11 protein-coding genes are annotated in these 13,720 nt (G+C 43.4%); 3 read left to right on the forward strand and 8 right to left on the reverse strand.

All coding sequences use genetic code 11. The features are described from left to right. Positions 1-9 precede the first annotated feature (9 nt). Positions 10-1,281 (reverse strand): NRAMP family divalent metal transporter, encoded by a 1,272-nt coding sequence (locus tag FW759_RS00730; protein ID WP_443527409.1) that lies wholly within the window; start codon positions 1,279-1,281, stop codon positions 10-12. Positions 1,282-1,562: 281 nt separating this feature from the next. Beyond that, positions 1,563-2,585: a LysR family transcriptional regulator gene (locus tag FW759_RS00735; protein ID WP_446441894.1), complete on the reverse strand. Its 1,023-nt coding sequence runs from the start codon at positions 2,583-2,585 to the stop codon at positions 1,563-1,565. A 235-nt stretch (positions 2,586-2,820) separates the two neighbouring features. Here FW759_RS00735 and FW759_RS00740 point away from each other — a divergent pair, with 235 nt between their 5' ends. Then, complete coding sequence (locus FW759_RS00740; protein WP_446441895.1) at positions 2,821-3,816, forward strand: hypothetical protein; 996 nt, start codon at positions 2,821-2,823, stop codon at positions 3,814-3,816. Between the two features lie 49 nt (positions 3,817-3,865). Here FW759_RS00740 and FW759_RS00745 read toward each other — a convergent pair whose 3' ends face one another. From FW759_RS00745 to FW759_RS00760, 4 genes are all read right to left on the reverse strand, one after another. Further along, entirely contained in the window at positions 3,866-5,197 is a 1,332-nt protein-coding gene (locus tag FW759_RS00745; RefSeq protein ID WP_446441896.1) for an NAD(P)/FAD-dependent oxidoreductase, read from the reverse strand. Between the two features lie 193 nt (positions 5,198-5,390). Beyond that, positions 5,391-6,335, reverse strand: coding sequence for a DMT family transporter (locus tag FW759_RS00750; RefSeq protein ID WP_446441897.1), 945 nt, complete (start codon positions 6,333-6,335; stop codon positions 5,391-5,393). 137 nt (positions 6,336-6,472) lie between these two features. Next, positions 6,473-7,444 (reverse strand): EamA family transporter, encoded by a 972-nt coding sequence (locus FW759_RS00755; protein ID WP_446441898.1) that lies wholly within the window; start codon positions 7,442-7,444, stop codon positions 6,473-6,475. Between the two features lie 65 nt (positions 7,445-7,509). After that, positions 7,510-8,181, reverse strand: coding sequence for a LysE family translocator (locus tag FW759_RS00760; RefSeq protein ID WP_446441899.1), 672 nt, complete (start codon positions 8,179-8,181; stop codon positions 7,510-7,512). A gap of 169 nt (positions 8,182-8,350) precedes the next feature. Between FW759_RS00760 and FW759_RS00765 the strand changes: the two genes are divergently transcribed. After that, complete coding sequence (locus FW759_RS00765; protein WP_446441900.1) at positions 8,351-9,751, forward strand: aminotransferase-like domain-containing protein; 1,401 nt, start codon at positions 8,351-8,353, stop codon at positions 9,749-9,751. A 58-nt stretch (positions 9,752-9,809) separates the two neighbouring features. Here the strand turns inward: FW759_RS00765 and FW759_RS00770 are convergent, their stop codons facing one another. Beyond that, positions 9,810-11,087, reverse strand: a complete 1,278-nt coding sequence (locus FW759_RS00770) for a tyrosine-type recombinase/integrase (protein ID WP_446441901.1) — start codon at positions 11,085-11,087, stop codon at positions 9,810-9,812. Positions 11,088-11,956: 869 nt separating this feature from the next. Here FW759_RS00770 and FW759_RS00775 point away from each other — a divergent pair. Then, on the forward strand, positions 11,957-12,463 hold the full coding sequence (locus FW759_RS00775; protein WP_446441902.1) for a hypothetical protein: 507 nt from the start codon (positions 11,957-11,959) through the stop codon (positions 12,461-12,463). 94 nt (positions 12,464-12,557) lie between these two features. Here the strand turns inward: FW759_RS00775 and FW759_RS00780 are convergent, their stop codons facing one another. After that, positions 12,558-13,685, reverse strand: a complete 1,128-nt coding sequence (locus FW759_RS00780) for a zinc-binding dehydrogenase (RefSeq protein ID WP_446441903.1) — start codon at positions 13,683-13,685, stop codon at positions 12,558-12,560. Between the last annotated feature and the right edge of the window lie 35 nt (positions 13,686-13,720).

Genomic DNA, 13,720 nt, shown 5'->3' on the forward strand with positions numbered 1-13,720 from the left:
AAAGACTGTTTAACCAAATACACCAGCAAAATTGACCAAGAATAAGAGCGTAAAACCTGCCAAGAATATTAAGCCTGCAATAGACAACGCATTCATGCCAGCCGACAGCTTTTTATGGCTTTTGACCAGTGAGTAGTTTAACCAACCAAAGATAGGCGCAGAAATAAACGCTGATACCATGGCAAATTTAAGCATCGCGCCTAATTGACCTGTGAAAAAAGTGATAATAACCAGACCGCCACCGATGGCATAAGTCGTCCAAAAAGCGATTTGCTTTTTATTAATCTCATTCTCACCTTTGATCAAACGCCAGCATTCGGCATTGGCACGACCGTAACCATCTGCACAGGTGATGGTTGTGCCAAACATACACATGAAGGCGACAAAGGCGACCAGCAGTCTTGACCAATCACCAATGGTTGCCGTATACATATTAATCAGCTGATTGATATACGCGCCGCCAACCAACTCAATCTCTTGACCTGAGCCATACTGGACAAACACACCCAGCGCCAAGAAAAATAATGCCAGAATCGCTGAGACTAAATACCCAACATTAAAATCCAGTAAGCCTTGACGATGAGTCGTATGATCGGTTTTAACTTTGGCTGAGGTCCACATAGAAGTAATTGCGGCAAACTCCAATGGCGCTGGCATCCAGCCCATGAGTGCAACAATAAATCCTAAGGTTGCAAGGTTCCAAGGCGAGGCGGCGACAAAGTCAGCAGCCATGACTGTGGGTTTGCCAGCAGCAATAACGACGGCGGCAACGGTGGCTGCCGTTAAGGCAATCATGATCCATTTGGTGACACCATCGAGTAATTTATAATGACCAGCAATGAGAAAAAACCAAGAGACGGCCACGATAATTATCGATAGGGTGATGGTAGAAAACTCGAGAGACGCCGGTAGCATAAACCCTAAGATCACTGCAGCAAGCAGCGATACCGCCCCCGTACTAATAACGGCTGATAGTATAGAGAGAATAAAATATACCCACAGGTATACCTTTGAGCGTTTGGCATAGCCCGCAATCAGACTCTCACCCGTATCATAGACATAGTCAGTGGCAAAGCGAAAAAACGGATACTTAAACACGTTGGCCAAAATGATCATAATGGCCAACTGCCAACCATATAGGGCACCTGCTTGTGTTGATGAAATCAGATGAGAACCACCAATAGCGGCAGTTGCCATCAAAATACCTGGACCGAAGATGCGCCAACTAAAGCCTTCCTGGCTGGCAGCGCTATCAACAGTGTTGATCTGTTGTGTAGTCATAAATACCTCAAATTATATCAAGCAAAACCCTATCACCACTAGATGACAGGGGATCTGCAACGAGAGCACTGAGTTAAAAAACGGAAAGAAAAAAAACAAAAAATAGACGTTTAGTAGCGACTTTAGCATACCTATAATGATACGAGATAATATTTATTTGCCTCATTTATATCCATAAATTGATATAAACTGGTTCAAATAGTTAATTTAACTTAATAAAATTCATAATAAAAACAGTAATGCTTAATGATAAGCGCCTATTTACGTAATTATGCGAGCTACTAGGTGAATTGTTGACGTCGGTAAGTGATGCCGCGTTGCTCATAGACATGGTAGATGGCAGTCAGCAAAGCAGGAATCTTAGGATGCACAAAATCTTTGAGAGTATGCAAATAAACAGGGGAGGTAACATTTTCATGCACCAAACGCTGATAGCTGATTTGCTCGGTACGCACGGTCTGTAAGCTGGCAGGTACCAGCGTAATTCCTTCACCAGCCGCCACCAGTCCTAAAGCAACTTGTAAATCGCTCACGGTCGTGGTGGTAAAGGGGGAAATGCCATATTGGGCAAACAAATGTAGCAACGGTTCGGTGATAGGCTCACTCAAAGATGTCTGTGCACGGGTTGAACGATCTTTTGTATTAATAGCTGCATGAGCGGTCAGTTTGGTGTTTTTTGACTTTGATTTTGAGATCGCTGTAGATATAGGCAGATGGGTTTGGTGATATAAGATTAAGCGGTTGTTGGCCAAATCTATCAAACGCTGCTCACGCAGCTGTGCTAAAGGATGCGATTTGGGCAGTGCGACAACATAACGTTCATGACGCAGGAGTATTTGCTGAATCCAAGGGTCTTGGTGGGCAAAGCGGCCAAAACCGATGTCTATTTCACCCGATTTGAGCGCATCCATTTGTTGATACGAGCTGATATCTTTGAGTGTGACCTCGATATCGGGGCTTGACTGCTTTAGTTCAGCGATGATTTCGGGGAGCAATCCGTACAGCACAGAGGGAACAAAGCCAATATTTAAGATACTGCTGGGTGCTGATAGGCGCTGGGTCATACTGGTGACCGTATCAATCTCTGTCAAAACGGTGCTGATTTTGTCGTAAAAAAAAGCGCCCGCTTCCGTCAGATTTAATGGCCTATGGTAGCGGTCAATCAATTCCACCCCCATGTCCGTCTCAAGCTGTTTAAGCAGGCGACTCAGACTGGGCTGTGACAATCCTGTTTGGCTCGCAGCCGCGCTAAAGCTACGCAGATCTGCGACGGCAATAAATGCATTAAGCTGTTTTAAATCCATGGCCTCAACTCTTTGATTCAGACGTTATTTTCATATCTTTGATTTCGTGATTTTTGATTTGATGGGCAGCGTATTTTAAAAATGTTATCACCAGTAAATAAATTGTGCTTGAAGATAACGAGGGGAGCAACTATATTGTTCGTTAACGACAACGTTACATTTTGGTAAGAAATATCATCACTTCATTCTAGCAGTCATTTAATGCCAGTAGAATAAACTGGTTTGGTATTATTCTATGAGCGACGAAAAAAACGACATCGATACGGGTTTTGAAGAGAAACTGGCTGAAATTGTCGGTAAAAAATCGCGTAATCGTAGCAATCATAATATTTATGAGCGCTTCATCAGTCGTGTTCAGGGTGATGAGGATGGCGATGATAGTGAAAATAAAACTTTAAGACCGTTAGATGATACCGATCAGTCTTTTGCTTATGAGTCATTAAGCACGCATACGTTTGAGCGATTTACCAATCAAGAGGATAAAAAGCCATTTGAAGCCACCAGCACCACCGATGCAACTTTTGATTTTTCAGATCAAGAGATACCGACCAATAGTAATGCAAACATTGCAAATAAAGCGTTTGGCAGTGAGGTAGACGATGATGCACTCACTTTTGATTTTTATGATGATACCGATAGTAGCAGTCAAGCCGTAGATTCTTCTTTAACAAACGCTTCTCCAACAGGGTATGCTGAGACTGACGACAGCGCTTATACACGCAATGACAGTCAGGCTGTTATTCCAGAGCCATCCATACCATCGGCCATTCAAGCAGCGCCAGCACAAGATAGGCTGGCGAGTAGCAAAAAACCCCTTATTATCGGTATGATCTTTGGCTCATTATTGATTGTTATGATCGTGCTAGCGCTTATTTATACAGGAATTTTATCAACGCCCATGCAGACTGCGGCGCCCGATAGCACAGAGATAAATAGTGCTAGTGAATCAGACAAAGCAGCACCAGATAACTCGCCAGCGGTAGCCGTCAATACGACACCAACATCGTCCAATCCTGTCGAACAACCAGTCGCTAAGACTCAAGACACAGCGGTTGGTGAGAATCCAGAGGCAACTGATACCTCTAAAACAGCCGAAGCACTGCCTGCTGAATCTAGTGATAACGAGGCTACAGAGACTAAAACTAAAGACTTAGGTGCGGAAGCCGAAATTACTTATGAAGACTTTAGAGAAGAGTCTCAAAATACGCTATACCGTGAGTCCAATGACTAGCGCGATTGCGCATTTAACCATTTTAGTGTTTATCACGTAAATTCAGACTCTACACCTCACCCTTAGCCATACGCTCTTCAAAGGACAGTCGCATGTGCGCGCCAACGCTACGCAGCGGATCGGGCGGCATCCAGCTTGGTGTTGCATGTTTTAAGATAAAATCCAGCTCTGGACTGTCTTTACCGCAAATATATTCTGCCATATAGTGACCCAAGTAAGTGCCTTTTGCCACGCCAACGCCGTTCATGGCAGCGATGACATACACACCAGCAGTATGCTCTTTAAAAATAGGCTCATGGTTCATCGTCACACAAATCATACCACCCCACGTGTACTCAAAAGGAACTTCGGGCAGTTGCGGGAAACGTGCCAGATACGATTTACGGTGTTTGGCTTTTGCTTTATCAATTACCGCTTGAGGGCTGGATAGATTGGGCTGATAGTTCAATGTATTACGAATAAAAATTCGCTTATCATCAGTCAGGCGTACTGTGGTGCCGGCAGGGTGGGCAGAGGTGAGTCCCCAAGGTTCTATATTTTTCAATGAAAAACCTTTGCACCGACTCATTTCCTCATCGGTCAAGGGGCGCGTCAAACTGGCATAAGTAAATATTGGGGTTATCCTATTATTGGATACACCAAATTGTTCCGTAAAAGCATTTGTCGCTAGTACGATAATGTCAGCACTGAGGCGCGCTTTTGGAGTTTGGATGACTTTGTTGGCAAAATCTATCTCGCGTACAGGGGTGTTTTCTAACAAAGTGACATTGTCAGGTAGGGCGCTGGCTACCGAAATGGCCAACGCTGCTGGGTTCACTAAAATATTGTCTGGCGTATAAATGGCGCGCTTGTAGTAATGGGTTCCCAATCTTTTCGCTAGCTCATCATCACTTAATATCTCGTACGGTTCTCCTATGGCCTCTAGTGTATCTATAAAATCAGTCAGGCCAGAGAAATGCTTTTCTTCATGAGCGGCTAAATATTTGCCAGCCTGATGCCAGCATACGTCAAGACCTTGCTGCTTTTGAATAAGATCTAGACGTTGAATCGCAAACTTATTTAAATCACGGACTTGTGTTGTTGCCAGTGTATCAGTTTCTGTTGGATCTACATTGTGAGGCAAATCAATGATAAATCCTGCATTACGACCGGAGGAACCTTGACCAACTTCCATTGCATCAATAATGGCAATACGCGCCTCTGGGCGTAGCTGCGCCAATCGGTCAGCTGTGGCGAGACCTGAAAAGCCTGCACCAACGACGATGATATCAAAATGTTCATCTTTTTCAGCTTGTTGTACGGGCATGGGTCGCGTAAAAGACACGGACTCAAACCAGCCAAGCTGACCATCTATGGCGGGCAATCTTTTGATCTGTTGCATGTAAAAGTTCTCTATCATTCGCTAGGTTATTTTTATTGGTTAAATAATAAAGAGATAATCTATCATAAAGTATTGATGTAATCGTGCACTGATACCAATGTTTTGTATTTAACTTATGCTGGCTAGACACAAATATATGGCTATTTATATTCAGATAGAGTTCTTCTTAAATGCAGAAATCATTGAGCAAAGTTCAATGTGGCGTTTTTTTAAACGTATTCGTGATGGTCAAAATACCGAGTATGACCAAGCCTGCGCCAAGCCAAAATCGCATCGTTGCTGACTCATGCAGTATTAGCCACACAAAAAACATCGCAAACAATGGCTCTGATAACTCAATCACTTGTACCTTGGATGCAGGCAAATACGTTAAAGCACTGGTGGTACAGTAAAAGCCTAAAATGGTTGGAAAAATAGCCAAACCTAGCAACCCAAGAATGGATTTATATCCTATATGCACAGGCTCAAAGGTAATAATAAAGGGGATGAATAACAATAGGCTGCCAAATAGTAATAAGTATTTGGTCAAATAAATACCGCCTTGTAAGCCAAAGCGTTGCATCAATACCGAAAATAGCCCATAGCCAATACCAGCCAGCGCTGCAAAAAACACCAACGTTAAATCAACGCTGCTTGTCCAAGAAATCACAAAAATACCAGCGATTGCTAATAACACGCCCAAAATAGTATTAAGTAATAGTTTTTCTTTAAGGAGTAGTGCGCCAAATAGCGTTGCTGATATGGTTGCTGCTGCCATCAAAATCACCACAACATTGGCGGGATTGCCATACTGATAAGCTTGGGTCTCAAACACAAACAGCGTAAAAATACCAAAAAAGGCACAAACAGCAATGGCGGCCATGATACGCTTATCGCTAGCATGATGATCAAGAGTAACACGTGCAGGCATGATGAGATGTTGATACTGAACGTGCCTCGGCGTCTTTCTCAGTATAAGAGACAGCAAGACAAAAGCAGCAAGCGTTTTTAAAAAGGCAACATCGTTACTTTTTAGCCCTGTATTCATAAGTAGCACGCTGAATATGCCTATCGTGGCATTGAGCGCTGCCGCTACCAAGGCAAATAAAGCACCCTTTATGCTAACGATATTTGCTCTACTAAGGTGCTGATTTAGCACTGGCATCTCCATGATCTGACGCTTAAATAAAAATTGACGATCAAAAGCTCAGTTAATATCAATCCTGACCCGATAAACTCAATACTCAAGAGCATTTCGCCTTAGAGTCAAAGCTAAAGAAAGTCAGATACTTGGTATTATTTATAAGCAAGTCTTCTTCCTAGCCCTAATTTCACATTTGCCAGTAGTAACCCCGATAATATCAATATCATTGCCAGTATCTTCCACCATGTCACAACTTCCTCTGTGAGCACTACGGACGTTGTCATACCGAATATGGGTATTAGTAGCGCAAATGGCATCATCTTAGATGCGGTGTTCTTGCTGAGCAAATGCGACCACAGTCCAAAGCCTACTAGGGTTGAGATGTATATGATAAACCCTAGTGACAGCCACGATCTCATCGACGCCTCGGTAAAGGTTGCCAGTTGCCATGCATCGGTCTCAAACAGGAGAGAGCATGGGATCAAAATTACGCAAGCGATAAGACCGCTCCATGCCACCAGTGCGAGAGCAGACAAAGCAGATGCCTTATTTTCTTTAGTATTGGAAGAAACAGTCCCAGAGGAAACAACAGGCACGCTTGTTTTTTGCTGCGCTGCTCTTAGAGTTGCCTGTGCCGAGGCCTGCTTGGAGGCAATATTACCAAAGCTCCAGCCCATTGCGGCAATCAAGATGCAGACAAATCCAGCCACAGGCATATCACCGCCGAGATTAAGTGCAATCACGCTAAGTCCCAATACTCCGACCAGCATACCAATGATTTGCATGCGACTGACTGCTTCGCCTAGGATAAAGTACGCTAGTAACACGGTGATAAAAATCTGGATTTGCAGCAACAGTGCTGTCAACCCTGGCGACGCGCCTAGATGCATGGCGGTAAATATAAAGGCGTACTGAATCACAAAGGTACCGATGGCATAAATCAGTAAGGTGCGGTTAAAGGTAGGGGGTTTAAGAAAAAACACCAACGGCACCGCGGTAAAGAAAAAACGTAGGGCAGTGAGCATCAGTGGTGGGAAGCTCTCGAGCCCCCATGCAATAAAGGTGAAATTTACACCCCAAATAAAGGTAACCAGTACAGCCAGTGCAGTGTATATAGGGGTCATATGATTATCCTAGGTAATTATCTTGCGTTTTTCGTTTGTGATTTAATCGTCACCTTGCTTGCTTTTTAGCGCCATAGCATGACGGCACAATACAGCGTCATAAATACAATCAGTGTATGGATAACCCGCATCACACGCGGTAAATGTACCAGTTTGCGCAGCCAGTGCCCGCCTGCCGCCCAGCAGCTGATCGACAAGATATTGATGATGGCACACATGATCAGTAATAGCTGGTTGTCCAGCCACGAGCTATTGGTATGAAACATGGCCAGACTGGGTGCCACCATTGTCATGGTCCATGCTTTTGGATTAAGCCATTGAAATAGTAATGCCTGTCCAAAGCTTAGTGGTAAATCGCCCACGCGGTTTTTTGCGATGGTTGCGCCACTTGTTTCACTTGCCAGCTCATGTTGCAGTGCTTTATTGACAACCGCGGTGAAGTCCGTTTTTGCCATATGATAAGTAAGCCATAACAGATAGAGCGTACCCAGTGCTTTTATCGTCAACATAATCGCCGGAAAGCCAACCACCAAAGTTGCCATACCCCAATAGCTCAGTCCAAGCATGACAGCAACGCCTGTCGTAATACCGAGCATATGCCAGCGACATGCCCAAAATCCGCACTTGATACTGCCATGTAGTAGCATTAAGTTATTGGGTCCGGGTGTGATGGAGTTAATGAATAAGAAAATAGCCAACGCGGTGATGCTACCTTCCAAGCCTGCCGTTATGCCCATTTATCTATTCTCCTCAAAACTTCAATGTGATTGAAGAGATCAACTATAGTCTAGATGACCATGACAGACCCGATACAGTTCCACTGATGGTGAACAAAGTGTATAGTCATACTTAACATGACAGTTTTTTATATTTAGATTTTTATAATCAAAGATAAGTGCGCTCATTATGGTCGAAAATTACAAACTCAATCCTAATTTGACGAAGACTGCTGCCGTCGCTGAATGGCTACAGCAGCGTATTGCTTGGCAAATTTACTTGCCCAATCAGCGTGTGCCATCGGTGCGCAAATTAGCAAAATTAATGGGTATCTCGAGCTTTACGGTGGTGCAAGCCTATGAGCAACTGGTGGCGACCAATGTATTGGTGGCTAAGCCAAGTTCAGGCTACTATGTAAATGTACAAGCAACACTGGCTCAACCTAATAGTGATAAAAAAGTTGGTACCAAGTACCCCGTTATAGACACACGCTGGCTGGTACAGCAGGTGTTTAGTGACATTCCGCATCACCGATCACCAGGGGTGGGAACCTTACCCAGAGACTGGGTGCGTAATGACAAGATGGAATGGGCTATACGGCAGGTCACTCAGCAAGCGGATAGCTTCATCTACGACTATGGCGAGGTGCAAGGCTATCTGCCGCTGCGTCAGCAGCTGGTTCAGCAATTGAATGTGCTTGGTATGCAGACCTATGCAGACAATGTCATTACCACCGCAGGCATATCGCAAGCCATCACCATGATCGTACAGCTATTAACCGAAGTGGGTGACACGGTGGTGGTTGATGGGCCGGGCTGGTTTTGGCTATCGAGTTGCCTACAGCAACAAGGACTCAATGTTGTCGCTGTCGAGCGCGACCATCAAGGCCCCAACATTGAGCAGATGCAAAAGCTGTTTGAGACATATCATCCTAAGCTGTATTTGACCAACAGCGTGCTACACAATCCCACCTCTTATAATCTACATCCTGCTCGGGCGCACCAAGTGCTCAATCTTATCCATAAATACGATGCGTATATTTTTGAGGATGATTTATACGCCGCGTTTGTACCGGACAGTCAAGTCTTGCGTTATGCCAGTCTTGATCAGTTCGAGCGCGTGTTTTATGCGACGGGATTTTCAAAGTCGATGGCATCAGGTTGGCGCGTCGGCCTATTGGTATGCCCAGATAATTTCATTGATGACGTGCTGCGTATCAAAACCTTGAGTAATATGAATACGCCAGAATTTGGTGAGCGTGTCATTCACCATCTATGGACGCACGGCGAGTACCGTCGGCAGATTAAAAAAGTCCATCAACACTTATATGATGCGCATGAGAGGATGCGTAAAGCATTACCAAAGATTGGACTTGCCTATCCTGAGCATACACAGGCAGGCATTTTTGTGTGGGTAGATACACAGCAAGATACCAGCCAGTTGGCACTAGATGCCTATAGCGATGGCTGGCTGGTGGCACCCGGGCAATTGTTTCATCCAGATGCCAGCGCCTCAACCTATCTGCGCTTAAACGTATCGACGACTAGCGATGCATTTTTAGCATGGTTGGGGAAGTATTTAGACAATTAAATATAAGTCTCTATTTTGTTCAGGTGTTTAAAGTCAGTTTTTTTGGACTGACTTCTTTTTAAATATGTTCAGAATAGCTTCGCAGAGTATCTATATAGTCTGCCCAATCCTGCATCATCTGTATCCTCGTATCAATCTCATCGAGTCTGTTATAAGCGCCGCCATGAGTATCTTTGATTCTATGGCCCAACTGCAGTTCTGTGACGATATCTGAGTAACGCAGATCAGGCTGTTCCATGAGCAAGGTTTTGGCGGAGGCCCGAAACCCATGCGCGCATTGCACGTCTTTGTAGCCCATGCGGTGGAAAACCTGTACGAGCGCAGCCTTACTAATATAAGCATTGTTTGAAGCGCGCGTCGACGCAAAGACATAGTCGTTATGACCGCTGATAGATTGAATGTGTCGTAAACGTGCGATGACTTGGGTTGCCAATGGCACCACTAAATGTGAGACCATATCATCACGACCTTCACCTTTAGTAGGGGAGAATGCCCATATATTGTTCTCCCAATCGATGTCCTGCCAGCGCATAGAGCGCAAATCGATACTACGGACAAATATATAGGGTAGTAGATTCATGGCCTCAAGGGTGATCTTGCTTGCCCCTTTAAAATTGGCCATATCTTGTAAAAGCGTTGCAAACTCATCGGGTTTGGTAATGGCTGGCAAGTGATTACCTGAGCCAGCTGGTGCTAGCTCGCCACGCGTGTCAATTGCCACATTTCTATCGCATAATCCGCGCGCGACGGCAAAAGAAAATACTTTTTCGGTATACAGCCGTGTGCTTGCACCAACGAAGGTGGCTTGATTGTCGTTGTTTTGAATGGCCTCACACACACTGAGTATCATCTCACTGGTGATATCGTTCATTCTCAACTCACCAATCTCATGACACATATAGCCCAGACATAAGTCCCAAAATTTGAGCGTCGATTCACTAAACGCAGGCTTTTTAGATTTGCTGTGTTGGCGACCTGCTGTTTTGTGCGCGCGCCATGCTTGTGCAATCTCAGCGAAAGTGGCGTTCTTTAGATGAGTGTACTTATTGACTTGTTCTTTTTGCTGTATGGCTTTGGGATCAGAGCCGTTTGCGACCATGTTAAGTATGGTTTCCGCTTTATACTTAACCTCGTATAGATTAATGTCCTCGACCTTACCCAGCATCATTCTGGGCCGCTTGCCTGTGATGTGGGGATGAGCGTAGCGTAGGTAGTATTCTTTTTTGCCATTTGGATAGACACGGATACTTAGACCCGCGACACCTGAAACGCTGACCGAGTAGTCCTTATCTCGGTATTCAAGTTTATTAATATCATTTGCATTATCGACAGCCATAAAAGTTATCCGTAGTTTTTATAAAGGGACAAGTGACCGTAGGCAACAGTTATATCATAAGACATTATTGAACACTGATTGCTGGACACCATTATGGACACTGGTATTTATTATATCAATCTTACAATCCTTTTAAATAAAAGGTTTTTTCTATTAATCATTCCCAAGGTTCACTTGGGGATGATTAATGGTAAAAAGAACTATATTAAGTGAAAAATGGGCTAATCAGGAGAGGTCTTGAGAGAAATAAGTGAGTTAAAGTGAGTAGTGGTTACTTTTACGGTCAGATAATTGGATTAAATATCGTCTGAACGCTTTATAATTCAATAGATTAAGAGATATTTTTATAAAAAGTATGCTCGCGTACGCGCATATAATTGACTTATCAGGGTGATGGTAGGGTTCTGTGCAAAAAATAAGATGGTTAAATAAAGCATTATTCAAGACTACTTATAATCAATTGTTTACTTTAGAATTATTTAGTGGAATTATGAGACAACACGATAATTTATAAACTAATAATTTTTTATAATCGGAGTTAGCTTATGTCAGTTTTTACAGATTTTCGAGCAGTATACTTTCTTTACTGTATAGAAAAATAGTCAGATAGATCGAGGGTTGTACTGAATCGATAATACAAGCCTGTGGGATTCAATACTGATAACTATATCTAGTATAAAGACTATCCTGTTTCTGAAAAACTATGCGAAATCTTATATCTTTTGCAAAAAAGTTAGTCCTGTATATTATCAATCCCCTTTATACTCTCGAAAACTATCAATTTGAGGTGTTAATGCAATTACAGATAAGAAATAAATTTAATAAGTTAAAATATTCATAAGCTCCAAAATTTACATTGTGAGGAAATTTTGAAATTTAAAGAATTAATAAATCTTTCGGGTGACCAAGTAGGACGTATAGATATTGATGAGCTGATCTTGAATTTGCCTAATACACCAGTAGATGTTTTAGAACAATTTTATCAAGATCATGGACGTAACTTTCAGTTTCAAGAGCAATATGCTGAATTAGATATTTATAATCTAAACTGGGAGATTGTGAATCTCACATTTGAAAACATGTCACATGCTTCAATTTTTCCTTACTTCCAAAAGTGGGTAGATACCTGTTGTAAGAAGTCTCATCGAGTTTCGACAGATTTAAACTGGAAGCTAATTGGTCATACAGATCAAACTGTAGCGCACTGGGAACATAATCATACTTGGAAAAGACCACCTATATTTCTTGAGTTAGATTGTAAATTGCATTTAGTTGAAGGCCATTCAAGGTTCGGCTGTTTAACAGGACTTGTAAGTAATGGGCTGATTTCTCATAATAAGACTCATAAAGTATGGTTAGCAAAGAACGTATATTAAGCCCTATAACAATTAAGCACAAAAAAGCAGACATCATCGATATCTGCTTTTCTATTGTTACAAAGTGACTTCTAGATTATGCTTCAAACAACTATTAGCCTTGAGGCTTAATCAAGTACTTCTCACCAGTCGCTTGTTTGCCATAAGCGGCGATTGATTTTAATTGCAGCGCTTCTTCTAGCGTGACTTCATGCGTATAGCTGCTCGCAAAGGTCGTGGTGATTTCTTCTGCCACGCGCTTACGCATCGACTTGACTGTTTCACTACCTAGTTTGCCAAGTGCATTAAATAATAAGAATCCGTTAACGCCCCACGCAAAACCAAAGTTACGGTTTAAGGTGATTGGGCCACGATCTAAGGCACCATAAATATAGGCTTGTTTAAAGGTGTCTGAGCCATAGACGCTGTATTCTTCCACATCATGGGTGATGGCCGCTTCCATACAGTTTAGAATATCGCTAGATAGCTTGCCGCCACCAATAGGGTCGAATGAAATCGTTGCGCCTGTTTCGATAATCGCTGCGGTTAAGTCATTGGTAAAGGTCTCACTGCTTGAGTTGACCACGTATTTTGCGCCCATATCGCGCAGTAGCTTTTCTTGTGATTCTTTACGTACGATATTGATCAGATCAATGCCATCAGCCATACAAATTCGGTTGAGCATTTGCCCGAGGCTAGACGCCGCTGCCGCATGAATAATAGCTTTGTGACCTTCAGCGCGCATGGTTTCGACCATTGCCAGTGAGGTGAGTGGATTGACAAAAGATGATGCCGCCTCGGTGGCTGTGGTGCCATCTTTCATCTCTATACAGCTTCTCACATTCACACAGTGATATTGACGGTACGTACCGCCGCCAATCACAGCGACCATTTTACCCATGAGTGCTTGCGCGGCTTCTGATGAGCCTGCTGCAACGACGGTACCGGCGCCTTCATTACCGACAGGCGTGTCTTTATTTACCCGCGTTTTGAGTGCTGGCATGACTTTCTCAGGCACATCAGCAGTAATTACAGGGCTGTCATTGGTGCCTGACTGTACGGCAGTTGACATGTCAGCGGCGCTGAACATCACCCCAAAGTCAGAGGGGTTCAATGGCATGGCTTCCATGCGCACGACAATTTCATCAGCACCGGGCTGCGGCATGTCGATGTCTTTTAAAGACAGGGTTAACTTGTTGTCATCACTGATGGTAGATACCAGTTGCTTATTTTTATCGGTCATAATGTTTTCTCCTCTGAATGATGCGCGGCATCACT

This window comes from Psychrobacter sp. 1176_08 (assembly GCF_052850615.1).